23 protein-coding genes and 1 pseudogene are annotated in these 25,212 nt (G+C 70.6%); 14 read left to right on the forward strand and 10 right to left on the reverse strand.

Translation table 11 applies throughout. The features are described 5' to 3' along the window. Window positions 1-34 precede the first annotated feature (34 nt). Entirely contained in the window at window positions 35-667 is a 633-nt protein-coding gene (locus ABZV34_RS20230) for an HAD-IA family hydrolase (protein ID WP_356278154.1), read from the reverse strand. Window positions 668-848: 181 nt separating this feature from the next. Next, window positions 849-1,271 carry a YjbQ family protein gene (locus ABZV34_RS20235; RefSeq protein ID WP_356278157.1) on the reverse strand — a complete coding sequence of 141 codons (423 nt, stop codon included), beginning with the start codon at window positions 1,269-1,271 and terminating at the stop codon, window positions 849-851. Window positions 1,272-1,389: 118 nt separating this feature from the next. Between ABZV34_RS20235 and ABZV34_RS20240 the strand changes: the two genes are divergently transcribed. From ABZV34_RS20240 to ABZV34_RS20265, 6 genes are all read left to right on the forward strand, one after another. Continuing rightward, entirely contained in the window at window positions 1,390-1,473 is an 84-nt protein-coding gene (locus ABZV34_RS20240; RefSeq protein ID WP_349817350.1) for a putative leader peptide, read from the forward strand. A 150-nt stretch (window positions 1,474-1,623) separates the two neighbouring features. After that, window positions 1,624-2,520, forward strand: a complete 897-nt coding sequence (locus tag ABZV34_RS20245; RefSeq protein WP_356278159.1) for an ABC transporter permease — start codon at window positions 1,624-1,626, stop codon at window positions 2,518-2,520. Beyond that, the gene (locus tag ABZV34_RS20250; protein WP_356278161.1) at window positions 2,493-3,326 is read left to right on the forward strand and encodes an ABC transporter ATP-binding protein; all 834 of its coding nucleotides are present in this window, start codon (window positions 2,493-2,495) and stop codon (window positions 3,324-3,326) included. Before ABZV34_RS20245 ends, ABZV34_RS20250 begins: the two co-directional genes overlap by 28 nt. A gap of 85 nt (window positions 3,327-3,411) precedes the next feature. Next, on the forward strand, window positions 3,412-4,440 hold the full coding sequence (locus ABZV34_RS20255; protein WP_356278164.1) for an ABC transporter substrate-binding protein: 1,029 nt from the start codon (window positions 3,412-3,414) through the stop codon (window positions 4,438-4,440). Window position 4,441: 1 nt separating this feature from the next. Beyond that, complete coding sequence (locus ABZV34_RS20260) at window positions 4,442-5,617, forward strand: LLM class flavin-dependent oxidoreductase (RefSeq protein ID WP_356278166.1); 1,176 nt, start codon at window positions 4,442-4,444, stop codon at window positions 5,615-5,617. A 74-nt stretch (window positions 5,618-5,691) separates the two neighbouring features. Then, the gene (locus tag ABZV34_RS20265; RefSeq protein ID WP_356278169.1) at window positions 5,692-6,780 is read left to right on the forward strand and encodes an NAD(P)-binding domain-containing protein; all 1,089 of its coding nucleotides are present in this window, start codon (window positions 5,692-5,694) and stop codon (window positions 6,778-6,780) included. Window positions 6,781-6,799: 19 nt separating this feature from the next. Here the strand turns inward: ABZV34_RS20265 and mltG are convergent, their stop codons facing one another. Continuing rightward, window positions 6,800-7,651 (reverse strand): endolytic transglycosylase MltG, encoded by an 852-nt coding sequence (gene mltG / locus ABZV34_RS20270; protein ID WP_356278172.1) that lies wholly within the window; start codon window positions 7,649-7,651, stop codon window positions 6,800-6,802. 43 nt (window positions 7,652-7,694) lie between these two features. After that, window positions 7,695-9,494 (reverse strand): ABC transporter ATP-binding protein, encoded by a 1,800-nt coding sequence (locus tag ABZV34_RS20275; protein WP_356278175.1) that lies wholly within the window; start codon window positions 9,492-9,494, stop codon window positions 7,695-7,697. Between the two features lie 114 nt (window positions 9,495-9,608). Between ABZV34_RS20275 and ABZV34_RS20280 the strand changes: the two genes are divergently transcribed. Next, window positions 9,609-10,064 carry a MarR family transcriptional regulator gene (locus ABZV34_RS20280; protein WP_356278177.1) on the forward strand — a complete coding sequence of 152 codons (456 nt, stop codon included), beginning with the start codon at window positions 9,609-9,611 and terminating at the stop codon, window positions 10,062-10,064. 161 nt (window positions 10,065-10,225) lie between these two features. Here ABZV34_RS20280 and ABZV34_RS20285 read toward each other — a convergent pair. Together ABZV34_RS20285 and ABZV34_RS20290 are read right to left on the reverse strand one after the other, a co-directional pair. Beyond that, a pseudogene (locus ABZV34_RS20285) lies at window positions 10,226-11,743 on the reverse strand (peptide-N4-asparagine amidase); the annotation flags it as partial. Between the two features lie 278 nt (window positions 11,744-12,021). Beyond that, window positions 12,022-12,747 carry a hypothetical protein gene (locus tag ABZV34_RS20290; RefSeq protein ID WP_356278180.1) on the reverse strand — a complete coding sequence of 242 codons (726 nt, stop codon included), beginning with the start codon at window positions 12,745-12,747 and terminating at the stop codon, window positions 12,022-12,024. 323 nt (window positions 12,748-13,070) lie between these two features. On the opposite strand from ABZV34_RS20290, the gene ABZV34_RS20295 reads away from it, so the two are divergent. The 4 genes from ABZV34_RS20295 to ABZV34_RS20310 all read left to right on the forward strand — a co-directional run bounded on the left by ABZV34_RS20295 (window position 13,071) and on the right by ABZV34_RS20310 (window position 17,845). Continuing rightward, window positions 13,071-14,945, forward strand: a complete 1,875-nt coding sequence (locus ABZV34_RS20295) for an ABC transporter ATP-binding protein (RefSeq protein ID WP_356278183.1) — start codon at window positions 13,071-13,073, stop codon at window positions 14,943-14,945. After that, on the forward strand, window positions 14,942-16,723 hold the full coding sequence (locus ABZV34_RS20300; protein ID WP_356278185.1) for an ABC transporter ATP-binding protein: 1,782 nt from the start codon (window positions 14,942-14,944) through the stop codon (window positions 16,721-16,723). Before ABZV34_RS20295 ends, ABZV34_RS20300 begins: the two co-directional genes overlap by 4 nt. Before the next feature lie 333 nt (window positions 16,724-17,056). Next, window positions 17,057-17,527 (forward strand): DUF5709 domain-containing protein, encoded by a 471-nt coding sequence (locus tag ABZV34_RS20305; RefSeq protein ID WP_356278188.1) that lies wholly within the window; start codon window positions 17,057-17,059, stop codon window positions 17,525-17,527. A 42-nt stretch (window positions 17,528-17,569) separates the two neighbouring features. After that, the gene (locus tag ABZV34_RS20310) at window positions 17,570-17,845 is read left to right on the forward strand and encodes a type B 50S ribosomal protein L31 (RefSeq protein ID WP_356278191.1); all 276 of its coding nucleotides are present in this window, start codon (window positions 17,570-17,572) and stop codon (window positions 17,843-17,845) included. A gap of 116 nt (window positions 17,846-17,961) precedes the next feature. Here the strand turns inward: ABZV34_RS20310 and ABZV34_RS20315 are convergent, their stop codons facing one another. Continuing rightward, window positions 17,962-18,756, reverse strand: a complete 795-nt coding sequence (locus ABZV34_RS20315; RefSeq protein ID WP_356278194.1) for a metal-dependent hydrolase — start codon at window positions 18,754-18,756, stop codon at window positions 17,962-17,964. A gap of 145 nt (window positions 18,757-18,901) precedes the next feature. On the opposite strand from ABZV34_RS20315, the gene ABZV34_RS20320 reads away from it, so the two are divergent. Together ABZV34_RS20320 and ABZV34_RS20325 are read left to right on the forward strand one after the other, a co-directional pair. Next, window positions 18,902-21,415: a DUF3516 domain-containing protein gene (locus tag ABZV34_RS20320; protein ID WP_356278197.1), complete on the forward strand. Its 2,514-nt coding sequence runs from the start codon at window positions 18,902-18,904 to the stop codon at window positions 21,413-21,415. A gap of 19 nt (window positions 21,416-21,434) precedes the next feature. Next, window positions 21,435-22,301, forward strand: coding sequence for an acyl-CoA thioesterase II (locus tag ABZV34_RS20325; protein ID WP_356278200.1), 867 nt, complete (start codon window positions 21,435-21,437; stop codon window positions 22,299-22,301). 23 nt (window positions 22,302-22,324) lie between these two features. On the opposite strand, the gene ABZV34_RS20330 is transcribed toward ABZV34_RS20325, so the two are convergent. Together ABZV34_RS20330 and ABZV34_RS20335 are read right to left on the reverse strand one after the other, a co-directional pair. Beyond that, complete coding sequence (locus ABZV34_RS20330; RefSeq protein WP_356278203.1) at window positions 22,325-23,404, reverse strand: DUF6397 family protein; 1,080 nt, start codon at window positions 23,402-23,404, stop codon at window positions 22,325-22,327. A gap of 127 nt (window positions 23,405-23,531) precedes the next feature. After that, window positions 23,532-23,945, reverse strand: coding sequence for a roadblock/LC7 domain-containing protein (locus ABZV34_RS20335; protein ID WP_356278206.1), 414 nt, complete (start codon window positions 23,943-23,945; stop codon window positions 23,532-23,534). A 92-nt stretch (window positions 23,946-24,037) separates the two neighbouring features. Between ABZV34_RS20335 and ABZV34_RS20340 the strand changes: the two genes are divergently transcribed. Then, window positions 24,038-24,466 (forward strand): PPOX class F420-dependent oxidoreductase, encoded by a 429-nt coding sequence (locus ABZV34_RS20340; RefSeq protein ID WP_356278209.1) that lies wholly within the window; start codon window positions 24,038-24,040, stop codon window positions 24,464-24,466. Window positions 24,467-24,597: 131 nt separating this feature from the next. Here the strand turns inward: ABZV34_RS20340 and ABZV34_RS20345 are convergent, their stop codons facing one another. Continuing rightward, window positions 24,598-25,203, reverse strand: coding sequence for an ATP/GTP-binding protein (locus ABZV34_RS20345; RefSeq protein ID WP_153292055.1), 606 nt, complete (start codon window positions 25,201-25,203; stop codon window positions 24,598-24,600). Window positions 25,204-25,212: the final 9 nt, after the last annotated feature.

Raw genomic sequence — 25,212 nt, forward strand, 5'->3', positions numbered from 1 at the left:
TCGCCGAACCCGAACCCGGCCTGGTCACCCTGCTTCAGTCGATCACGAGGCCATGGGAACGGACGAGCTCTTCGACCTCTGCCAGCGTTGCCGCGCAGAAGTCCGCTTCCTGAAGGGCGCTTCCCGAGTGAGCGGTGGTGAGTCCCACGACGGTGCAGCCGGCGGCTTTGCCTGCCCGGACGCCAGCGGGGGCATCCTCGACGACCAGGCACCGGGACGGATCGACGCCCAGGCGCGAAGAGGCCAGGGCGAAGCAGTCGGGTTCGGGCTTGGCCCGCTCGACATCGGCGCCGAAGACCTGCACGCCGGGCAGAGGCAGGCCCGCCGCGGCGAAACGTTGATGCACCGATTCGCGATCCCCCGAGGTCACAATGGCCCACGCCTCAGCCGGCAGGACCGCCAGCAGGACGGCTGCCCCCTCGACTGGAGGAAAGGCATTCCCCTCCCGCGCAAGAAGCTGATCCAGAACCCGCCGCTCGGCGACCGGGTCCAGTGAGGGAGCCACGTCCCCCACCGTGTCCTCGGGCCGGCGCCCGAACGTGAACCGCCAGACTGTATCGGGGTCCAGGCCTCGCATCAATGACCAGGAGTTCCATACCCGGCGATGGGCGGCAGCGGAGTCCAGCAAGACCCCATCAACATCAAAGAGCACAGCAGCAATCGTCATCTGTGAATGATCTCAGGACGCCCGACACCAGCCGCAGACTCCCAGGTTACAAACGGGCATGTACAACACCCAATCATGCTTGTCCAGCGAGTCTCGGTCCCACAACATGGTGCCGACTCGGTCTGAAAGTTGCTAAAACGCCGCATAACACCCACTCAGATACCTACGGTCGGCACCCTCGTCACGTGAGGAACGACAGTCGAACCTGCCGATGAGGGTTGTCCCTATTGGTATCCACCAGGCACACCGACTGCCAGGTCCCCAGCTCCAGTCGCCCGCCGAGCACCGGCAGTGTCGCGTGGGGCGGGACGAAGGCGGGGAGCACATGGTCACGGCCGTGACCAGGGCTGCCGTGGCGGTGCTGCCAGCGGTCGTCGGAGGGAAGCAGGGTGTGCAGGGCGGCGAGGAGGTCGTCGTCACTGCCGGCGCCGGTCTCGATGATCGCGATCCCGGCCGTGGCGTGGGGCACGAAGACGTTCAGCAGGCCGTCGCGCCCGGCCGCCGCCTCCCGCAGGAAGGTCTCGCAGTCACGGGTGAGGTCGACGACCGTCTCCGCGCTACCGGTGGTGATGTTCAGGACTCGGGTGGTGAAGGCATCGGACATGCCCCGATTCTCGCCCGTGCGCCGGGCCGCGCCTACGACCGGCCGGCCCGCGGGAGGCGGGGTCCATTCCGCGAGACACCATTGACCGGGCACCGGCGACCTGACTATTTTCTGCCGCATGTTGCGTTCAGCCCTGCTCACCACGCGCGGTCACATCGACCTGCTGCGGGTGGCCTCCGCCGCGTGTCGCCGCGGCTGCTGACGCCTTCTCACCTCTCGCCCGTACGGCTCTCTCTCCTCCCGGCGCGCCCGCGCTCCGCCCCACCCGCACGTCACGAGGCCACACCTGGCTCCTGACGCGGCGGGGCTCCGGCGTACCCCCTCCGGCCGCTCTCCTCCCCGTGGAGCATCCATGACCATCAGCCATGCCCCGCCCGGCTCTTCCGAGTCCGGTATTCCCGGAATATCCGCGACTGTCGAGCACACCGCGCGGCCACCGGCACCGCCCGAGCTCGTCCCGGTCGTACCGAGCTCCACGCGCCGTGCCCGCGTCCCCCGCTGGCTGCGCCGCACCTCCGGTCCCCTCCTGCTTCTCGCTCTCTGGCAACTCCTCAGCTACACGGGCGTGCTGGCCTCCGGCGTCCTCGCCCCGCCCGGCACCATCGCGCGGGTCGGCGCCGATCTGATCACCGACGGGTCGCTGCCGAACGCGATGGGCGTCTCCCTGCAACGCGTCGCCGTCGGACTCCTGTTGGGAACGGTCGTCGGCACCGGTCTCGCTCTGGTGTCCGGGCTCTTCCGCATCGGCGAGGACCTGGTGGACGCGAGCGTGCAGATGCTGCGGACCGTGCCCTTCGTCGGGCTGATCCCGCTGTTCATCATCTGGTTCGGGATCGGCGAGGCTCCGAAGATCGCCATCATCACGCTGGGCGTCTCCTTCCCGCTCTATCTGAACGTGTACGCCGGTATCCGCGGCGTCGACTCCCGGTTGATCGAGGCCGGGGAGTCGCTCGGGCTCTCCCGCTGGGGGCTCGTCCGGCACGTCGTGCTGCCGGGCGCGCTGCCGGGGGCCATGACCGGACTTCGCTACTCCCTCGGCATCGCCTGGCTGGCGCTGGTCTTCGCCGAACAGATCAACGCGGACGCCGGGATCGGCTTCCTCATGGTGCAGGCCCGTGACTTCCTGCGGACCGACGTGATCGTGGTCTGTCTGATCGTCTACGCCTTCCTCGGCCTGCTCGCCGATTTCGTCGTCCGCTCCCTCGAAAGGCTGCTGCTGCAATGGCGACCGACGTTCACAGGCCGGTGACCGCGGAGAAGGCCGCGGCGGCGGCGCACATCCCCGCGCGGACACAGCCGCCCGCGCACCCGCCGGCACAGACCCTGTCGCGCGCACAGGCGGAGGCGTCCGCGGCCCTCCCGGCCGTACGGGTCCAGGGGCTCACCCGCGTCTTCGACGGCCGCACCGTCATCCAGGACCTCCATCTCGACGTAAGGCCCGGGGAGTTCGTGGCACTGCTCGGCCGCAGCGGCTGTGGCAAGTCCACGCTGCTGCGCATCCTCGCCGGACTCGACCGCGACATCGAGGGCTCCGTCCTCGTCCCGCGCCGCAAGGCCGTCGCGTTCCAGGCGCCGCGACTGATGCCATGGAAGAGGGTGTGGCGCAACGTCCTGCTCGGACTGCCAGGCAAGCCCGAACGCTCCGTCGCCGAGCGGGCGTTGACCGAGGTCGGTCTCACCCACCACTCCGACGCGTGGCCCAGGACGCTCTCCGGTGGTGAGGCCCAACGTGCCTCACTGGCCCGCGCGTTGGTGCGCGAACCCGATCTGCTGCTGCTCGACGAGCCGTTCGGGGCGCTCGACGCCCTCACCCGGATCACCGCGCAGCGGCTGGTCGGCGAGCTGTGGCGGCGGCGCGGCTGCGCGGTCCTGCTGGTGACGCACGACGTGGAGGAGGCCGTGCTCCTCGCCGACCGGGTCCTGGTCATGCACGAGGGCGCGATCGCGTACGAGACCCAGGTCGAGCTGGACCGCCCGCGCGACATCGCCGACCCCCGTTTCGCCCCTCTGCGTGCCGGGCTCCTGGAGCGCCTGGGTGTCGACAGTCCGTCCTGACCTCCCCACGCCCCCGAACCTCCCTCCACCGACCGCGCGACGCCCACGCTCGCCCCGCACCCGGACCGACCGAACGGACATCGCCATGCGACGACGCCTCGTCCCCGCCGCTCTCCTCCCCCTGGCCCTGCTGCTCACCGCCTGCGGCGGCACCTCGGCGGCCGACACCGCCGCGGGTGCCGGAACCGACGGCAAGGGTTCCCTCACGCTCGATGTCGGTGACCAGAAGGGCGGTTCGGAGGCGGTGCTGCGGGCCGCCGGGGAGCTCAAGAACCTCGACTACAAGATCAAATGGTCGACGTTCACCTCCGGGCCGCCTCTCCTGGAGGCCGTCAACGCCAAGGCCGTCGACATCGGCGGGGTCGGCAACACCCCACCCGTCTTCGCGGCCGGGGCCGACTCGAAGGTCTCGGTGGTGGCCGCCTGGCGCGGCACGTCCAAGGGCGAGGCCGTCCTCGTACCGAAGAACTCGGCGCTGAGGCGCCCCGAGGAGCTGAAGGGCAGGTCCATAGCCGTGGCGCAGGGTTCGTCCGCGCACTATCAGCTGATCGCCTCGCTCAAGAAGGCCGGTCTGAAGCTGAGCGACGTGAAGGTCAAGTACCTGCAGCCCGCCGACGCGCTGGCCGCGTTCACCGGCGGCAAGGTGGACGCGTGGGCGGTGTGGGACCCGTACACCTCGCAGGTGGTCGAGGCCGGGCAGGGCCGGATCCTGACGGACGGCGACGGGGTGGTCAACGGGCTCAGTTTCCAGGTGGCCGCGCCCGGTGCGCTCGGGGACAGCCGGAAGGCGGCGGCGGTCAAGGACTACCTGGCGCGGCTGCGGCGCGCCCAGGACTGGGTCTACGACCACCCGGACGCCTGGGCGAAGGTGTGGGCGAAGGACACCGGACTGCCGTACGGGGTGGCGCTCGCGTCGGTGAAGCGGACCAACGCCAGCCGTATCGCGGTCGCCGTCGACAAGCCGCTCATCGCCTCGGAGCAGCGGATCGCGGACACCTTCACCGGCCTCGGGCTCATCCCGCGCGAGGTCGACTTCTCGGCGTTCGTCGACCCCCGCTTCAACGGCGGCCTGCCGCCGTCCACCACCACCCCCCGCGTCTACAAGGAGTCGTGACATGGCCGTCCATCTCCACTGGTTCCTGCCGACCGGCGGCGACGGCCGCACCCTGGTGGACCGGCACGCGTACGCGTCCCACGCCCTCGGCCGCGCGCGGCAGGCCGACGGGGTCAGGGCCCCCGACATCGCGTACCTGGCCCAGATCGCCAAGGCCGCCGAGCAGTTGGGCTTCGAGGCCGTGCTCACCCCCACCGGCACGTGGTGCGAGGACGCCTGGCTGACCACGGTGGCACTGGCCCAGCACACCGAACGGCTGAAGTTCCTGGTGGCGTTCCGGCCCGGTGTCGTGTCGCCGACCCTCGCGGCGCAGATGGCGGCGACCTACCAGCGGATCACGCGGGGACGGCTGCTCCTCAATGTCGTCACCGGTGGCGACGCGGCCGAGCAGCGGCGCTTCGGCGACCATCTCGGCCACGACCAGCGGTACGCGCGTACGGACGAGTTCCTGTCCGTGGTGCGTGGCGTGTGGAGCGGGCAGCCGTACGACTTCGACGGGAGTCACTACCGGATCGAGGGTGGCCTGACGGCGCTGCCGCCCGACCCCCTGCCCGAGATCTTCTTCGGCGGTTCGTCGGCCGCCGCGGGGCCGGTCGCGGCCCGGCACGCGGACGTCTATCTCACCTGGGGCGAGCCTCCGGCCCAGGTGCGGGAGAAGATCGACTGGATTCGCTCGCTGGCCGAGCGCGAGGGGCGTACGGTCCGGTTCGGTATCCGGCTGCACTCCGTCTCGCGCGACTCGTCCGCCGCGGCCTGGTCGACCGCGAACCGGCTCCTCGACGACCTCGACGCGGACACGGTCGCGGCCGCGCAGTCCGCACTCGGGCGCAGTGAGTCGGTGGGCCAGCAGCGCATGCTGGCCCTGCACGGCGGTTCCCGGGACAAGCTGGAGATCTCCCCGAATCTGTGGGCGGGCGTGGGTCTCGTACGGGGTGGCGCGGGCACTGCTCTCGTCGGCAGCCACGACGAGGTCGCCGACCGGATCGAGGAGTACCACGCTCTGGGCATCGAGCACTTCGTGCTCTCCGGGTATCCGCACCTGGAGGAGGCGTACTGGTTCGGTGAGGGCGTGATCCCGGTTCTGGCCGCGCGGGGACTGCTGCCTCCGGCCCCGCAGCCGCTGCCGCGTACGGCGGCGGGAGGCGGTGCGCCGCTGCTGGTCGCGGGCGGCCGCTGAGGAGCTCCCGTCGGGTGGATCACACCCGGTCCACCTGGGGGAAGATCTCCGGCTCCGGCCGAGTTGGTAGAAGCGTGAACAACACTGGGGCGCAGGCGCGCGCGGTCGATGTCGTGGTGGTGGGTGCCGGTCAGGCGGGACTGTCCAGCGCCTACCACCTGCGGCGCACCGGATTCGAGCCGGAGCGCAACTTCGTGGTGCTGGACCACGCGCCGCGGCCCGGCGGCGCGTGGCAGTTCCGCTGGCCGTCGCTGACCTACGGCAAAGTGCACGGAATGCACTCGCTGCCCGGCATGGAGCTGGAGGGCGCGGACCCAGCACGTCCGTCCTCCGAGGTCATCGCCGAGTACTTCGACACATACGAGCGCACGTTCGATCTGCGGGTGCGGCGGCCCGTCGAGGTGACGGCCGTCCGGGAGGGCGCCGAGGGGCGACTGCTCGTCGAGACCTCGGACGGCGCGTGGTCGGCGCGGGCGCTGATCAACGCGACGGGCACCTGGGACCGGCCGTTCTGGCCGCGCTATCCGGGGCAGGAGACCTTCCGCGGACGGCAGTTGCATACGGCGCAGTACCCCGGGCCCGAGGAGTTCGCCGGGCAGCGGGTGGTCGTCGTGGGCGGGGGTGCGTCCGGCACCCAGCATCTGATGGAGATCGCTCCGTACGCGGCCGCGACCACCTGGGTGACACGGAAGCCGCCGGTCTTCCGCGAGGGGCCCTTCACCGAGGACTTCGGCCGGGCGGCCGTCGCGCTCGTCGAGGAACGGGTACGGCAGGGGCTGCCGCCCAAGAGCGTCGTCTCGGTGACGGGGCTGCCGTTGAACGACGCGATCCGCCAGGCTCTCGCCGACGGCGTGCTGGACCGGCAGCCGATGTTCGACCGCGTCGTCCCGGACGGCGTGGAGTGGGCGGACGGGCACCGCGTGGCCGCCGACGTCATCCTGTGGGCGACCGGCTTCCGCGCCGCCATCGACCATCTGGCACCGCTGCGGCTGCGCGAACCGGGCGGCGGTGTCCGCGTCGAGGGCACCCGCGCGGCGGCCGATCCGCGGATCCATCTGGTCGGCTATGGGCCGTCGGCCAGCACCATCGGCGCCAACCGGGCCGGACGCGCGGCGGTACGGGACATCAGGCGGCTGCTGGCCGGAGTGCCGGCCGGCGCCTGACGCCCCGCACGGCCGCCGTTCAACTGGACGACGACGAGGCCGAGGACCCGCTCGCCCGGTTGTTCCGGTTGAACTCGGCGACATTCCTCTGATGCTCCTCGTAACTCGCCGTGAAGCGGGTGTCGCCCGGCCTGACGGTGACGAAGTACAGCCAGTCGCCCGGGGTCGGATTGATCGCGGCGCGCATCGCGTCCCCGCCGGGGTTGGCGATCGGTGTGGGCGGCAGGCCCATGCGCTCGTAGGAGTTGTAGGGGCTCTTGAGCTTCGTGTCGCTCGTGGTCGTGTTCAGCGTGGACCGGTTCAGCGCGTAGTTGAGCGTGGAGTCCATCTGCAGCGGCATGCCCTGCTGCAGCCGGTTGAAGATCACCCGGGCCACCTTGGCCATGTCGGCCCTGGTGGCGGCCTCCGCCTGGACGATGCTCGCGATGGTGACCACCTGATAGACGTCCATCGCGTTGCGCTGGGCTCCCGCGGTGATCGGGTTCCCGTGGAATCTCTTGTCGGCCGTGTCGACCATGAAGCGCAGCAGCGACTCCGGCGTCGCCGCCTCGTCGACCGGGTACGTCGCCGGGAACAAGTACCCCTCGGGGTTGCCCGCCGCGTCGCCGGGCAGTTTCAGGTGAGCCTTGGCCAGGGACTTCCTGGTGGCGCCCGCGGGCAGGGCGAGCGCTTTGTCGACCGCCCGGTAGACCTGGCCCGCGCGCCAGCCCTCCGGGATCACGAGGGAGGCGCGGGGCGCCTCCTCGCCTCCGACGATCAGCAGCGGCACCGCCACGGCGGTGACCGCCGCGACGGCTCCGGTCGCGACGAGGGCGACCCGGCCCCGGCGCGTCAGTCGAATCGTGCTCCGTCGCGGAGTGTTCTTCTGCATGCGGGCACGGTAACCCGATGATCGCCACAAATCCGGCATATCGTCATCTTGTCGGTTCCAGTTGGGCGTCCCGGCGGACGAGAGCCGCATAGCGCCCGTCCCGCCCCAACAGCTCCTCGTGGGTGCCGCGTTCGACCGCGTGGCCGGAATCCAGGACCACGATCTGGTCCGCGCCCCGGATGGTGGACAGGCGGTGCGCGATGGTGAGCGTGGTCCGGTTGGCCGACAGCGCGTCGATCGCCTCCTGGACGGCGTGCTCCGTGCGGGTGTCCAGGGCGCTGGTCGCCTCGTCGAGGATGAGCACCGGCGGGTCGCGCAGGATGGTGCGCGCGATGGCCAGGCGCTGCTTCTCCCCGCCGGAGAAGCGGTGGCCGCGCTCTCCCACGACCGTGTCGTACCCGTCGGGCAACGACGCGATGTGGTCGTGGATCTGGGCCGCCCGCGCCGCCGCCCGCAGCTCCTCGTCGGTGGCGTCCGGCCTGGCGAAGCGCAGGTTGTCCGCGACCGAGGCATGGAAGAGGTACGTCTCCTGGGAGACGACGCCGATTCCCCGCGCGAGCGTGTCGAAGTCCAGGTCGCGCACGTCGATCCCGTCGAGCGTGACACGGCCGCCCGTGACGTCGTACAGCCTGGGCACCAGATAGCTGAGCGTGGACTTGCCGGAACCGGTCGGGCCGACGACGGCGAGGCTGCCGCCGGCGGGCACCGTGATGTCGATGCCGTCGAGGATCGGAGCGTTCTTGTCGTCGTAGCGGAACTCGACGTCCTCGAAGCGGATCTCACCCTTGACCTGGTCGAGGTGGACCGGCCGCTCCGGCTCGGTGATGTCGATGGGCAGGTCCAGGTACTCGAAGATGCGCTGGAAGAGCGCGAGCGAGGTCTGGATCTGGACACCGGTGGACAGCAGGCTCACCGCCGGGCGGAACAGGCCCTGTTGGAGCGAGACGAAGGCGACCAGCGTACCCAGCGAGACGGACGGGCCGCCGAACTGGATGGCCATGCCCGCGGCCCAGTAGATGACGGCGGGCATGGCGGCCATCACGATGCCGATGACGGACATCCGCCAGCGCCCCGCCATGTTCGACTTCACCTCGAGGTCGACCAGGCTGTCCGACTCGGCCTCGAAGGCCTTGGTGAGCGAATCACCGCGGCCCATCGTGCGGCCGAGCAGGATGCCGCTGACGGAGAGCGACTCGGTGACGGTGGCGGCCATCGCGGCCATCTGCTTCTGCCGCTCGGTGGCGATCTTCTTGCGTTCGTTGCCCACGCGGCGGCTGATCCACACGAAGGCGGGCAGCAGGAGCAGCGAGACGACGGTGAGACGCCAGTCGAGGGCGATCATCGCGACGATCGTGGCGACGACGCTCGTGAGGTTCGAGACCAGCGAGGTGGCGGTGGAGGTCACCGTCGCCTGCATGCCGCCGATGTCGTTGGCGATGCGGGACTGGACCTCTCCCGTGCGGGTGCGGGTGAAGAAGGCGAGCGACATGCGCTGGAGCCGGCCGTAGACGGCGGTGCGCAGGTCGTGCATGACGCGCTGGCCGACCGTCGTGGAGATCAGGGTCTGCAGTACGCCGAAGATGCTGGTGACGACCGCGCTGAGGATCATGCCGAGCGCGAGCAGGCTCAGCAGCCCCGTACGACCCTGAGGGATGGCGACGTCCAGGATCTCCTTCAGCAGGAAGGGGGTCGCGACCGTGACGAGGGACGAGGCGCCGACGAGCACGCCGACGATCGCGAGGCGGCCGCGGTAGGGCCGGAAGAGCTTCAGAATGCGGCGCACCTGCCGCGGCTGCTCGCTCTCGGCGGGTGACGGGGTCCAGGTGGATCGTTCGGGACGCATGGGCTCCTACGGAGGGTGAGGGAACGATTACAGAGACGGAGGGACGATGACTCACGGAGCTTAGCTCATTGTTACCTATACTCACAATGAACCGCATCCTGTTATTGTTCCCGTATGACCACCCCCGACGCCGACGGCCTCCTCGCCGAGCAGTTGCTGCGGCTGACCCGCCGCGTGCACCGCATCCAGAAGCGTCATCTGGAGCAGCGCGGGCTGGGCATCACTCCGGCCCAGTCCCGGCTGCTGCGCACGCTCGCGCACTACGGCTCACCGCCGCGCATGGCCGATCTCGCCGAGCGGCTGGAAGTGGTCCCGCGGGCGGTGACCACGCTGGTCGACGGGCTGGAGGCGAGCGGAAAGGTGCGCCGGGTCCCCGATCCCAGCAATCGGCGGGTGATCCGGATCGAGGTCACGGACCAGGGGCGCGCGGCTCTGCAGGAGCTGCGGGGCGCGCGCCGGTCGGCCGCGGAGGAGATCCTGGCTCCGCTCTCGGACGAGCAGCGCGAGGTGCTGGGCGGGCTGCTGGACACCCTCGTGGACGGGATGCCCCGCCTGGAGAACCGCTGCTGAGGGACAGCTCACGGAGCTCGGCGCACGCGGCGGGTCCCGCGCACCGGCTCCGCGATGCCGGAGCAGGTGCGCGCCATCTCCTCGGGCTCCTTCGGTGAACTCCTCGAGTCCTCCCTTCGGGCCTCGACGGTTCCGGGAGACCTCGGCGGCCCCGAGTGATTTCAGCAGGACCGGTGATCCACCGTCAGCACTCCCTGCTCAGTGACGAGAACGCGGTCATGGCAACCGTCGGATCCACGCAGGGCGTAGCGCTCGCTCGTCGTGCCGACCGCGTGCCGCTGATCGCGCGGCGCGTCGGCCGTGTACGTCGCGTCGCCGTCATAGGTGTCGTCGAGCCGTGACCACGCGGTCCGCCGCCCGGCGCGCAGGTCGTCCACCGCCGCCCGGTCACCGAGCCGCATCACGGTCCGCAGCCGGCCGTCCGGGCCGAGCGTCGTCGTGCCGTCCATCGTGTACGTCCGGTGGGTGCGCGTCGCCTTGATCGGTCCGCGCCCGTCGACGGTGACCGTCTCGTCGTCGCTCCAGGTGGCCTTCAGTCCGTCGGTGTCCTCGCCGTCGGCCCACCGGTGCGCGGAGGTGTTCGCGAGCACGCGACGGACGGTGGTCGTCACCCGGCCGTGCGAGGTGTCGACGTAGCCGGAGACCGTCAGCCGGTGGCCGCCCACCATGTCGAGGCGCTCCGGCGAACCGGGGGTGTAAGAGGAGGTGTTGGCGAGTCCGTCCGCCTCGGCCCCGGTGAGCGCGCCGCTCAGGTGGGCGCGCCGCGCGTCCTGCCAGACGAGGACGTTGACGGGGGCGCTCCAGCCGCTCTGCCCCTCCGGCACACCCACGACGGACACGTCGACGCGGTGCGGACGGCCGTCGTCGAGAACCCCGGCGAAGGGCGAGAGGTCGTACTCGATGGGCTTGACGTCGAAGGCGCGCGGTCCCGGGATCACGTACCAGAGGAAAGGGTTGGACCAGCCGCCGGTCCACACGTTCGGGAACGGCTCGGCGATGCCGGCGAGTCGGCCGTCGACCTTGATCTGCACCTCACGGTACGGACCGCCCGGCGCCTTGCAGGAGTAGGGGGCCGAGTCGGGCACCGTCAGGTACCAGAACTCCTCGCAGCCGCCGCCGGAACCGGTCGCGTACACCTCGGCGACGATGCGCTCGCTGTTGCGCGGGGTGGTGAGCGTGCCGTTCTGGAGGGTGAGGACACGGCTGGGGGTGTCGGGGGTCGCGGCCGGCCACGTGGGCCTTCCCTCCGCATAGAAGGTCAGCGTGACCTTCACGTCGAGGACGCCGGTGTACGTGTCGTCGACGACGTTCCCGATGAGCATCTCGACATCGCCACCGCGCCGGAACGTGTCGCTGTAGCGCGTGACGTCCTTCTCGACGGACCACTCGATGCCGTCGGGCGAGGGCTCGGGAGTGGACGTACGGAAGATCTCCACACCACCGACGTGCAGATAGCCCAGCCGGTCGTACTGGCGGCCCTTGACCTTCCCGTCGAGCCGCAGGACGACCTTGCTCCAGCGGTCGCCGCAGCCGCCGGGTGGTGCGTACGTCCCCCGGTACGGCGTGAAGTCCCTGAACCGAGCCTCGGCGAGAGTCACTTCGCAGGACTTGGCGTCCGGCCTGGACATCGCCGGGGCGGCGGTCAGGGGATCATGCCAGTCGGTGCCGAACTCCGCGGGGGCGGTGACGGGCGCGTGGGGAGTGGTGGCGGGACTGCCGGTGTGCGTGACGGGGGCTGCCGCGGCGGCTGTCACGGGGGCGTGAAGCGCGGCGCTCGGTAAGGCGGCTGCCGAGACAGGGCCCGTCGCGAGGCAGGTGCTCGCCGCGACAACCACTCCGGCGAGCATGGACATGACGATCCGTCTTCTCATGTGCGGTGTTCTACGGGGAGTCGGGACACCCCGCAATGGGCCCTCGGGACCGCCAGGCCGCGGCGCACCCTGGGCGGCCCGGGTGACTACGCCGCCAGATCCGCCCTGTCCCCCATCACCACGACGGGGTGTCGGCGCGGATCGAGCGTGCGCAGCAGATGCTCCATGGCCGGCTTGGGCAGGCTCACACAGGCCGACGTTCCGCTGCCGTGATCCAGGTGCAGCCAGATGCCGCCGCCCTTCGACCGGCCCTGCGGGCGGCTCGGGTCGTCGGGCGGGGTACCCGGGCGGCGGTTGAAGTTGATGGCGATGACATAGTCGAAGTCGTGCCAGTAGGACTTCGCCCAGCCGCGGGGGGCCTGGTAGGTCGGTGACCGGTCGTACGGGAGAAGGGCGCCCGGGTCGTGAAGCACTCCGCCGGCGTCGGTCAGCGTGAACACCCCGACGGGGCTGCGCTTGTCGTCCTCGTGATGGTCGGTGGTCCAGCCCTTCACCCCGTTGTGCGCCTTCCCCACGCGCCGTGGGTCCCAGGTGGATCCGGACTTCGTGTAGAGAACGACCGTCGAGTCGGCGGAGTTCCTGCCCGCGCCGTAGACAGCCACGACCTGACGGGAGTTGGACGGGATGCGCGACCGCAACCCGTCGCCGACCCCCGGGATCCGCGTACCACCGACGCCGCCCGCGAGGGCCCGTCCGGTCTTCCCGCCCGGCCCCTTCGCCGCACCGCCTTCTCCGCATGCCGAAAGGGTCATCGCGAGGACTCCGCACGCGGCCGCGGCGAGCCCCGTCCGCATCGCACCGTTTTTTCGCATGCGGTCCATCGTCGCACCACTTATCGGACGAACAGCCCCTTACCCCCGCCCCTTTGGACACATGGCGTCCTCCCGGACTCGCGCCCGGCGGCCCGGAACGCGGGCGCGACCGGGGGCGTCGTCCTGCCCGGGACAGGTCGCGGCGGGGACGGGCCGGACGGGCCGAAACCTTGTCCCAACGGAAAAAACCGCTTGCCTCGGACTGCGTCCTGCCGCGAACCTTTCACGGTTTGCTGCCGGCCTCCGCGACCGGCTTGGTCGCCGAAACGTTACGGCTTCCCCTCACCCCTGAACGCACCCCTTACACGAGCCACTGGGACGCCATGCAGATTCAAGACCTTCCCTATCCAGACCCGGGTGTGCCGGACGCCCGTTCCGGCCCCCGATTCCTGCGGTGGCTCGGCCGGAATCAGCTGGGCGGCCAGTTCAAGGCCCTGGCCTGGGGACTGCTGCACTTCGTCGCCGTCGCCGGGCTTCCGTTCTGCGTGGGCCTCGCCGTGCAGGCCGTCGTCGACAGGTCCGGCACACGGCTCGCTCTGACCGGTGGGCTGATGGCGCTGTGCGGTGCGGGGATCGCGCTGGGCGAAGCCATGCTGCACCGGGCCGCGGTCACCAACTGGATCACCGCCGCCGCACGTGTCCAGCAGTTGCTGGCGCACAAGACCGCCCAGCTCGGCTCGGCGCTGACCCAACGCGTCGCGGCCGGCGAGGTCGTCGCCGTCTCCACCGGCGACGTGGAGAAGATCGGCTGGTTCGTGGAGGCTCTGTCGCGGTTCGCGGCGGCCGCGCTGACCGTCGTCCTCGTCTGCGTCGGCCTGGTCGTCTACCAGCCGGCCCTGGGCGTGATCGTCGCCGTGGGCGTGCCCGTCCTGGCGCTCGCCGTGCTGCCGCTGCTGCCTCGCGCCACCCGCCGCGCCGACTTCCAGCGGGAGAAGGCCGGACGCGCCACCGAGCTGGCCTCCGACACCGTCGCGGGTCTGCGCGTGCTGCGCGGCATCGGTGGCGAGGAACTGTTCCTCGACCGCTACCGCCGTGCGTCCCAGGAGGTCCGCCGGGCAGCCGTGCGCAGTGCCCGGATGTGGTCGCTGATCTCGGCCGTCCAGGTGCTGCTGCCCGGCCTGCTCATGATCGCCGTCATCTGGCACGGCGTGCACCTGGCCCGCGACGGCCGGATCACGGTCGGCGAACTGGTCACCGTCTACAGCACGGTCATGCTGCTCACCTACCCGCTGCGGCACTTCGAGGAGATCGCCATGGCGTACTCCTTCTCCCGTCCGTCCGCCAAGCGCGCCGCCCGGGTGCTGTCCCTCGAACGGGCCACGGACAGTGGCGGGTCACGCTCGGCCGAGGTGCCGCGCGGCGACCTGTACGACCCCGTCACCGGGCTTCTCGCGCCCGCGGGGCGGCTCACCGCCGTGGTCTGCGGCGACCCGGACGTGGCGGGCGTGCTCGCCGAGCGCCTGGGTGGCCATCCCTCCGTCCAGGGAACCTCGGTGCTCCTGGGAGGCGTACCGCTCGACGACCTGCCGCTCGGCTCCGCGAGGACGGCCGTCCTCGTCCAGGACAAGGACCCGGTGCTGCTGTCCGGCTCGCTGCGCGAGCTGTTCGACGTGCCCTCCTCGGGTGCGGTGAGCGCCGCCGAGGCGCTGGCCGCCGCGCAGTGCGGCGACGTCCTGGACGCGCTGACGCAGGGCTCACTGGACGCCGAGGACCCCATGGACGCCCGCATCACCGAGCGCGGACGCTCCCTGTCGGGCGGCCAGCGCCAGCGGCTGGCCCTGGCCCGGTCACTGGTCACCGACCCCGGCGTGCTGGTCCTGGACGAGCCGACCTCCGCGGTCGACTCCCACACCGAGGCGCGGATCGCCGACGGTGTCCGCGCCCTGCGCACCGGACGCACCACGGTCGTGTTCACCTCCTCACCGCTGCTCCTCGACCACGCGGACCGGGTCGTACTTGTCCACGAGGGCGAGGTCGCGGCCGTCGGGCTACACCGCGAGCTGGTGCTCGGCGAACCGCGGTACCGGGCCGTGGTCACCCGCGAGACGGACGAGGAAGCCACCGACGACGGTGACGGTGGACGGGCGGGCGTCGGCACCGGCGACACGGCGGACGGGCGCGAAAAGTTGGACGAGCTCGACAGCCTCGGCGGGAACAGCAAGATCGACACACTGGAAGAAATCGAGGAAACCGCATGATCGGCGTGGCACCACCGGCGTACGACCCGGCGGCCCCGACGACGGCGAACACCCTGCCCGTCGGCGCCGCCGCGACCGTACGCGCCTACATCACCGAACTCTTCCAACGGCACCGCCGGGCCTTCCTGCTGCTCGTCACCGTCAACACGGTGGCCGTGGTGGCCTCGATGGCCGGGCCCTACCTGCTGGGCGCGATCGTCGAGCGGGTCTCGGACCACGCGCGGGATCTCCACCTGGTACGCACCTCCGCGCTGTTCCTCACCGCGCTCGTCATCCAGGCCGTGTTCGTGCGCGAGGTGCGGCTGCGCGGCGCCATGCTCGGCGAACGCATGCTCGCCGACCTGCGCGAGGACTTCCTCATCCGGTCGGTCGGACTGCCGCCGGGCGTCCTGGAACGGGCCGGCACGGGCGACCTCCTGTCCCGCATCACCACCGACATCGACCGTCTCGCCAACGCCATGCGCGAAGCCGTGCCCCAGCTCGCCATCGGCGTGGTGTGGGTCGTCCTGCTGCTCGGCGGGCTGGCCGTCACCGCGCCTCCCCTCGCGCCCGCGGTCCTGGTCGCCGTCCCCCTGCTGGTCGTCGGCTGCCGCTGGTACTTCAAGCGTGCCCCGTCCGCCTACCGCTCGGAGGCCGCCGGCTACGCCGCCGTCGCCGCCGCCCTCGCCGAGACCGTGGACGCCGGACGCACCGTCGAGGCGCACCGCCTGGGCAAGCGCCGCATCGACCTGTCCGAGCGCCGCATCAAGGAGTGGACGGCCTGGGAGCGCTACACGCTGTGGTTGCGCTCGGTGCTCTTCCCCGTCGTCAACCTCACCCATGTCACGGTCCTCTGCTCGGTCCTCATGATCGGCGGGGTCTTCGTCCTGCGGGGCTGGATCGATGTGGGCCAACTGACGACGGGTGCGCTCATCGCCCAGATGCTGGTCGACCCGGTGGGCCTGATCCTGCGCTGGTACGACGAGCTGCAGGTCGCCCAGGTCTCGCTCGCGCGGCTGGTCGGCGTCCGGGACATCGAACCGGCCGCCGGCGACCCGGAGGTGCGGCCGGACGGGCGCGACGTGCGCGCCGACGAGGTGCTGTTCGGCTACCGCGCCGGCGTGGACGTGCTGCGGAAGGTCTCCCTGGAGGTCGCACCGGGGACCCGCCTCGCGCTGGTCGGACCGTCCGGTGCGGGCAAGTCCACCCTGGGAAGACTGCTCGCCGGGATCTACGCCCCCAGAGCCGGCCACATCACGCTCGGCGGCGCCGAACTCTCGCGGATGCCCGCGGAGGCCGTCCGTACCCACGTGGCCCTGGTCAACCAGGAGCACCACGTCTTCGTGGGCTCCCTGCGCGACAATCTGCTGCTCGCCCGGACGGGAGCGGCCGACGCAGAGCTGTGGGCGGCCCTGGGCGCGGTCGACGCCGACGGCTGGGCACAGGCTCTGAGCGACGGTCTGGACACCGAGGTCGGTTCGGGCGGCCTGGCGCTCACCCCGGCGCAGGCCCAGCAGATCGCGCTGGCCCGGCTGGTCCTGGCCGATCCGCACACGCTGGTGCTGGACGAGGCGACCTCGCTCCTCGACCCGCGCGCGGCCCGTCATCTCGAGCGCTCGCTGGCGCGCGTCCTCGACGGTCGTACGGTCGTCGCCATCGCCCACCGGCTGCACACCGCCCACGACGCGGATGTCATCGCCGTCGTGGAGAACGGCCGGATCAGCGAGCTGGGAAGCCACGACGACCTGGTCGCCGCGGACGGCGCCTACGCGGCCCTGTGGAGGTCCTGGCACGGATGATGTGATCATGATCAAGCGACGTGCCACGGACGTTCTCGGGCCGCGCCGGAGCGGTCGGGGGCGCATGCGTGGACCCGGGGAGAGGGGCCCGTGCCGGTCTGGCGGGGGCCTTCCCACCAGTGTCCGGGTCCTCGCTTCGTGCACGGGTCCGTCCCGCGTCGGAGCCTGTGGCGTTGCGCGGTGCCGAACCGGGGTGGAAGGCTGGATGTCGGCACCGATTCGGGGAGCGTCCGGGAGCCACCCGGTTCGCGCGGGGCGGGGCCGGTGTCCAGTGACCGTGCCCGCCGTCGAGCGTGGTGGGACCGGGCTCACCCGCATCACCTGGAGGTACCCGTGGAGAGCGCCGACGGATGGGGAGACGATGTCTACCAGCCCGACGGATCCGAGGTGCAGGACGACGCGGGGCTGCTCGACGTCGAGGACACCCTGGACTCCGACGGTGTGGGCGACCCACTCGACCGTGGCTGGTCCCCGCCGGAGCGGCCGTGGGCGGTGGAGCGCTCCGGGGTGACCGCCTCCGAGCGCAGGCACGGCGAGACCTTGGACCAACGCCTCGCGGAAGAGCTGCCCGAGGTCACGGAGCCCGGGGGCGACGGCATCGGGGACTACCAGGACGGGGACGGCGAACCCCTGGACAACGAGGTGGGCGCCGTCCGTTCCGGCCGTCTCGTCGCCCCGGCCGAAGGAGCGCACGAGGACGGGGAGAACGGGCTGATCGCCACCGACGTCGGCATCGACGGCGCCGCCGCCTCGGCCGAGGAAGCCGCGATGCACATCGTCGACGAGGACACCCTGTCCGGCTGACCGGGCGCTCCCCGGCCTGCCCTTCCCACGCAAGGAGAACCCATGCAGCAGGACAAGCAGCCCGACTACCACGCTGTCGTCTTCCGGGACCGGGCCGCCGGATTCGCCTTCCTCACCCGGTCCACGGCGACGAGCGAGCGGACCATCGAGTGGGACGACGGCGAGACCTACCCGGTCGTCGACGTCGAGATCTCCTCGGAGAGCCACCCCTTCTACACCGGCAAGGCCCGGACGGTGGACTCGGAGGGCAGGATCGCGCAGTTCGAGAAGCGCTACGGAAACTCCGGACAGGCCGGGGACAAGAACGACACGGCGTGACGCCCTGAGACCGTCGCGTCCGGCCGCCGGCGCGCCACATCCACCGGGCACGGGAGCACCGCACCCGACGGGAACGGGAGCACCGTCGTCGCCGGACGCGGCGCTCCCCCGGTCGGTCAGATGAAGTTGAGGGCCGCCGCGCAGCCCACCCCGCCCAGCAGCATGAACACCGGCATCAGCACCTTGAGCTCCACCCAGCTGCCGGCCCGGAAGCGCATCACCTTGGGCGGCCCGATGGGATACCAGCGCCTGCGGCCGAGCGGGATCGGCCACAGGATCGGGCAGCCGGACACCGTCAGCGCGTCCCCGATGTCGTGCACCAGCGCTCCCAGCACGATCGGCAGGCCGAGCCACAGGTACTCCTGGCCGGGCGCGGTGAACAGCCAGTCCGAGCCGTTGCCCGGCTTGTCCAGGATTCCGGCGAGGATCCAGGCGCTGGTCGCTGCCAGCAGCCAGACGAGGACGTCGCTGCTGGACCCGCGCGCGGCCCGCCACAGCAGCCCCTCGATCGCGAGCACCATGTGCACGAACAGGATCGCCAGGACGGCCCAGCGCCCACCGGTGATCGCCAGCAATGAGGACCCCGCGCCGATCACCACCGCCCACAGCCACGTGTGCGTCAGCGTGCGATGGCCACCGGAGCGCCGGGGGTCGCCGGCCTTGCGTGTCGACTTGTAGGCCGCGTACGAGAGCTTGTCGACGATCTCGCACAGACCCCGTGAGATCGGCCCGAAGGCCCGCGAGATGGTCGCCGCCTTGTGGTCCAGGTCGGGGGCGAGCGCGGCCCCCGCGCAGATCAGGGCCCCGACAAGGAGGACCGTCCAGGGCATGGTGTGACCGGTGGCGGCGGCCGCCGCCCCGACACCGAGCCAGGCCGCGGCCCCCGACAGTGAGTGTGCTGGTCCCATCATGGCCGTTCCCCGCCCCATTCCACTTGTACCGCTGTCCAGTTGCCCGCGTGCGCTGACGCTTCGCCGGCGCCACAGCGTAACGTTCGTGATCTTCGGCCGGACATCCGATTCCCCCATCGGGCGGGTCGACAGGCAAGATGGGGGCGTGACCCTTATCGATCAGCTGCCGCAGACCGCAGATCCCGACGCCCTCTACGAAGCCTTCGAGTCGTGGGCCGGGGAACGCGGTCTCACGCTCTATCCCCACCAGGAGGAGGCGCTGATCGAGGTGGTCTCGGGGGCGAACGTGATCGTCTCGACCCCCACCGGCTCGGGGAAGAGCATGATCGCCGCGGGGGCGCACTTCGCCGCGCTCGCCCGGGACGAGGTCACCTTCTACACGGCACCGATCAAGGCACTCGTGTCGGAGAAGTTCTTCGAGCTGTGCAAGATCTTCGGCACCGAGAACGTGGGCATGCTCACCGGCGACGCCTCCGTCAACGCCGACGCGCCCGTCATCTGCTGTACCGCCGAGGTCCTGGCGTCCATCGCGCTGCGGGACGGCAAGCACGCCGATGTCGGCCAGGTCGTGATGGACGAGTTCCACTTCTACGCGGAGGCCGACCGCGGCTGGGCGTGGCAGATCCCGATCCTGGAACTGCCACAGGCGCAGTTCATCCTGATGTCGGCGACGCTCGGCGACATGTCGATGTTCGAGAAGGACCTCACCCGGCGCACCGGCCGCCCCACGTCGGTGGTCCGCTCGGCGACCCGGCCCGTGCCTCTCTCCTACGAGTACGTGCTGACTCCGCTGACGGAGACGCTCACCGAACTGCTCGCGACCAGGCAGGCCCCGGTCTACATCGTCCACTTCACCCAGGCGCAGGCCGTGGAGCGGGCGCAGGCACTGATGAGCATCAACATGTGCACCCGGGAGGAGAAGGACCAGATCGCCGAACTGATCGGCAACTTCCGGTTCACCACCAAGTTCGGCCAGAATCTCTCCCGCTACGTGCGCCACGGAATCGGCGTCCATCACGCGGGCATGCTCCCCAAGTACCGTCGGCTGGTCGAGAAGCTGGCCCAGGCCGGCCTGCTGAAGGTCATCTGCGGCACGGACACTCTGGGCGTCGGCGTCAACGTCCCCATCCGTACCGTGCTGTTCACCGCGCTGACGAAGTACGACGGCAACCGCGTACGTACGCTGCGCGCCCGTGAGTTCCACCAGATCGCGGGGCGCGCGGGACGGGCGGGCTTCGACACGGCGGGGTTCGTCGTCGCCCAGGCCCCCGAGCACGTGATCGAGAACGAGAAGTCCCTCGCCAAGGCCGGCGACGACCCGAAGAAGCGTCGCAAGGTGGTGCGCAAGAAGGCTCCCGAGGGCTTCGTCGGGTGGACGGACAGCACCTTCGAAAAGCTGATCTCCTCCGATCCCGAGCCGCTCACCTCCCGCTTCCGGGTGACCCACACGATGCTTCTGTCGGTGATCGCCCGGCCCGGGAACGCCTTCGAGGCGATGCGGCATCTGCTGGAGGACAACCACGAGCCGCGCAAGCAGCAGTTGCGGCACATCCGGCGGGCGATCGCGATCTACCGCTCGCTCCTCGACGGCGGCATCGTCGAGAAGCTGGACTCGCCGGACGCCGAGGGCCGCATCGTGCGTCTCACCGTCGACCTGCAGCAGGACTTCGCGCTCAACCAGCCGCTGTCGACGTTCGCGCTCGCCGCGTTCGACCTCCTGGACCCCGAGTCCCCGTCCTACGCCCTGGACATGGTGTCCGTCGTGGAATCCACGCTGGACGACCCGCGGCAGATCCTCGCGGCCCAGCAGAACAAGGCGCGGGGCGAGGCCGTGGCCGCGATGAAGGCGGACGGCGTCGAGTACGAGGAGCGCATGGAACGGCTCCAGGACGTCTCGTACCCCAAGCCGATGGAGGAGTTGCTCTTCCACGCCTACAACACCTACCGCCAGAGCCACCCGTGGGTCGGCGACCATCCGCTGTCGCCGAAGTCCGTGATCCGTGACATGTACGAACGCGCCATGTCCTTCACCGAGTTCGTCTCCTTCTACGAGCTCGCGCGCACCGAGGGCATTGTCCTGCGCTACCTGGCCAGCGCCTACAAGGCCCTGGAACACACCGTCCCGGACGACCTCAAGTCCGAGGACCTGGAGGATCTGATCGCCTGGCTGGGCGAGTTGGTGCGCCAGGTCGACTCCAGCCTGCTGGACGAGTGGGAGCAGCTCGCCAACCCGGAGGTGATGACGGCCGAGGAGGCACAGGAGAAGGCCGACCAGGTCAAGCCGGTCACCGCGAACGCCCGCGCCTTCCGTGTCCTCGTCCGCAACGCGATGTTCCGCCGCGTCGAACTCGCCGCGCTCGACAACGTCGACGAGCTGGGCGCGATGGACGCCGACTCCGGCTGGGACGCCGATGCCTGGGGTGAGGCGATGGACAAGTACTGGGACGAGTACGAGGACCTCGGCACCGGCCCCGACGCCCGCGGCCCCAAGCTGCTGTCCATCGTGGAGGAGCCGCAGAACAGCCTGTGGCGCGTCCGTCAGACCTTCGCCGACCCGAACGGCGACCACGACTGGGGCATCAGCGCGGAGGTCGACCTCACGGCGTCCGACGCGGAGGCCCGTGCCGTCGTCAAGGTCACCGACGTCGGCCAGTTGTGAGCACAGGAGAATCCCACACATGACGAACCCCGCCGAGAGACTCGTCGACCTGCTCGACCTGGAGAAGATCGAGGTCAACATCTTCCGTGGCCGCAGCCCGGACGAGTCGCTGCAGCGTGTATTCGGTGGCCAGGTGGCGGGCCAGGCGCTGGTCGCCGCCGGGCGCACCACGGAGGGCGACCGGCCGGTGCACTCGCTGCACGCGTACTTCCTGCGGCCGGGCAGGCCGGGCGTGCCGATCGTGTACCAGGTCGAACGGGTCCGGGACGGGCGCTCTTTCACCACGCGGCGTGTCACCGCCGTGCAGCAGGGACGCACGATCTTCAATCTGACCGCCTCCTTTCACAAGCCTGAGGAAGGGACCTTCGAGCACCAGCTGCCGCCGGCTCGCGAGGTCCCCGACCCCGAGTCCCTGCCGACGCTCCCGCAGGAGATCACCAGGCATCTGGGCACGCTTCCTGAGTCGTTGGAACGCATGGCACGCCGCCAGCCGTTCGACATCCGGTACGTGGACCGGCTGCGCTGGACGCCGAACGAGATCAAGGACGCGGAGCCGCGCAGCGCGGTGTGGATGCGGGCCGTGGGACCGCTGGGCGACGACCCGCTCGTGCACACGTGCGCCCTCACGTACGCGAGTGACATGACGCTCCTGGACGCCGTCCGCATCCCCGTGGAGCCGTTGTGGGGTCCGCGGGGCTTCGACATGGCCTCCCTCGACCACGCCATGTGGTTCCACCGGCCGTTCCGGGCGGACGAGTGGTTCCTGTACGACCAGGAGTCGCCCATCGCGACCGGCGGGCGAGGACTGGCCCGCGGACGCATTTACGACCTGAAGGGACGCCTGCTCGTCTCCGTCGTCCAGGAAGGTCTGTTCCGGGCACTGTAGCGATGTGACAAACCGTCTGGTTGTCAGGTGTTTCTGCGGCGCAACCAGCCGAGCAGCCCGCGTGGCCACCCGCGTTCTCCGGCCGCGGGCAGGTCCTCGGGGGTGGCTGTCTCCGGCCGCGAAGCCACCGTCGCGGAGACGACCGGCGCGGCGGCGACCGGCCCGGCGGCGACCGGCACCGGGGCAGCCGGAGCGAAGGCGGCTTCGCGGCCGGAGACAGCAGGCCGAGAGGCCACCGGAGACGGACGGGTCCGGGACGAATGGGCTGGGGCCGATCCAGCCGGTTCCGGGACGACGCCGTGCTCGACCCTCTGCGTCGGACGCGGTGCGGGGTGCGTCTCTCGGGCTTCGGCGACGGCCTGACCCAGGTCGGCGCGGAGCCAGCTGATCTCGTCGGGGTCCTCGGCTGTCATGATCCGGGAGACGAGGTGCGCGGCGGGCGAGTCCGGCGCGCCGTGGGAGAGGCGTTCGGGGCGGAAGCGGTTCAGGCAGGCGCGCTCGTACGGATCCCTGATGACCTCCGCCACCTGCACGGGGTCGAGCAGGGAGGCCACGACCGCCGCCCTCGCCCAGGGGCCGTCGGTCTGGCGCAGCAGGAATCCCATGTGCCGTCCCCGCCAGTTGCGGGGCCGGAGGTCCAGGCCGGCCTCCAGTTGGTCGCGCAGTCCCTCGGGCGTACGGCCCCTGAGCAGGGGAGCATTCTGCCTGTCGGACGGGAACCGGAGCAGTTCCTCGGCCAGATAGAGCCAGACCACGGCCCGGTAGCGGTTGAGATAGAACTTGACCGGTACCACGAGGCCCAGGCGTGCGAGGCGTGTGAACCTGGCGGTGGAAATGCCCATGAGGGCGGCACCCTCTGTCGTACCCACCGCCTTGACGCGCTCTCGCAGCGCCTCGGGAAAGCCCTCTTGGGAACGCACCCGGCCGGTCTCCGCACGGGTGACCCGACGTCCTCCTCCCCCTTCGTCGGGAACTGTGCGTACGTGTCCGAGGTGCACGGCCAGGTCGAACTCACCGCGCCTGAGCTCCAGTTCCCGGGCGGCCCGGGCGAGCGACCAAGGAGCGGACTGCGCGACTGACTGCGTGACGGTGTTACCGGACATGACGGTCTCCCCCGTGGAGTGCGGTGCTCGCGCCGGTGTGCGCTTGCCTCGGGAAAAACCGTAGCCGGTCCGGACGATCTCGCGGCGTGCCTGTGGATAACTCCGCCGCGGAACACGTCTCCGCAGGTCAGGAGTCCAATGAAGGGGATCGTTCCGGCTGGCGCGTGTCCACCCGCAAGTGTTCGCCGACACGGTTCACCAGCAGGGTCATCTCGTAGGCGACCTGGCCGATGTCGGCCTCCGCGGCACTGAGAACGCACAGGCAGCTGCCGTCTCCCGCCGCGATGACGAAAAGCACCGCGTCGTCGAACTCGATCATCGTCTGACGCACCTCGCCCGCGCCGAAGTGACGACCGGAGCCCTTGGCCAGACTGTGCAGACCCGACGAGACCGCCGCCAGGTGTTCGGCGTCCTCGCGCCGAAGTCCCGTACTCGCGCCCGTCACCAGCCCGTCGTTGGAGAACACCAACGCGTGCCGTACGTGTTCGACGCGCTCGGTCAGGTCGTCCAGCAGCCAGCCGAGCCGCGTGTTCTGCTCCATGTCCGTCTCCCCGTGTCGTGTCCCCCTCAGGCCGGAGGATTCGACCAGCCAGCCTTCCCCACGTCCGCCCTGCGAGCAAGGAGGATGGGGACATGGCACAGAAGATGACCGACGAGCAATGGCGGGCCTTCGTCTCGCACGGCACCCGCACCGGGAAACTGTCGACCGTCCGGGCGGACGGGAGTCCGCATGTGGCGCCGATCTGGTTCCTGCTGGACGGCGACGACCTGATCTTCAACACGGCGAAGGAGACCGTGAAGGGACGGAACCTGGCCCGTGACGGCCGAGTCGCCCTGTGCGTGGACGACGACCGGCCGCCGTTCGGCTTCGTGGTGCTGGAAGGGCGGGCCGAACTGTCGGAGGACCCGGACGAGTTGCGCCTCTGGGCCGCCCGCATCGGCGGCCGCTACATGGGTGCGGAGCGGGCGGAGGAGTTCGGGAAGCGCAACGGAGTCCCGGGCGAACTCGTCGTACGCGTGCGGATCGACAAGATCCTCGCCTACTCCGCGGTGTCTGACTAGGTGGTGCCGTTCGGGTCGGGCCGGCTGTGAGAAGCGGTGCCTCGCGGCCGAGCCGCTCCGGCGACCCCTGTGTGTTCCGAACGGCACGTCCTGGATCCCCTCGCCCGTGGGCCTCTGGCGACTCGGCGGCCTCAGCCGACGGAGTCGAGCAGCCGGGCGGTGTGCACCCGCCCGGCGTACTCCACCAGTCGGATCAGCACCTCCTTCCCGGAGTCGCGGTCACGGGCGTCGCAGAGCACCACCGGTGTGCCCCGGTCGAGGTCGAGGGCACGGGACACGTCCTGGGCTCCGTAGGCCCGGGCGCCCGCGAAGCAGTTGACGGCCACCACGAACGGGATGTGCCGGTGCTCGAAGTAGTCCACCGCGGGGAAGCAGTCCTCGAGCCGCCGGGTGTCCGCGAGGACGACGGCGCCGAGCGCGCCCAGCGACAACTCGTCCCACAGGAACCAGAACCGGTCCTGGCCCGGGGTGCCGAACAGGTAGAGGGAGAGACCGGACCGGATGGTGATGCGGCCGAAGTCCATGGCGACGGTCGTCGTGGCCTTGCGGTCCACTCCCTCGGTGTCGTCCACCGACTGCCCTGCCTCGCTCAGCAGTTCCTCGGTACGCAGGGGGCGGATCTCACTGACCGCGCCCACCAGAGTGGTCTTGCCCACGCCGAACCCGCCGGCGACCAGTATCTTCAATGCCAGCGCGGACGACTCGGCGGCCGAGGCGTCGGAGTTCTCGGAGACCATCGATCACTT

It is taken from the genome of Streptomyces sp. NPDC005195 (genome assembly GCF_040608315.1).
Taxonomy (GTDB): Bacteria; Actinomycetota; Actinomycetes; order Streptomycetales; family Streptomycetaceae; genus Streptomyces; species Streptomyces kaempferi.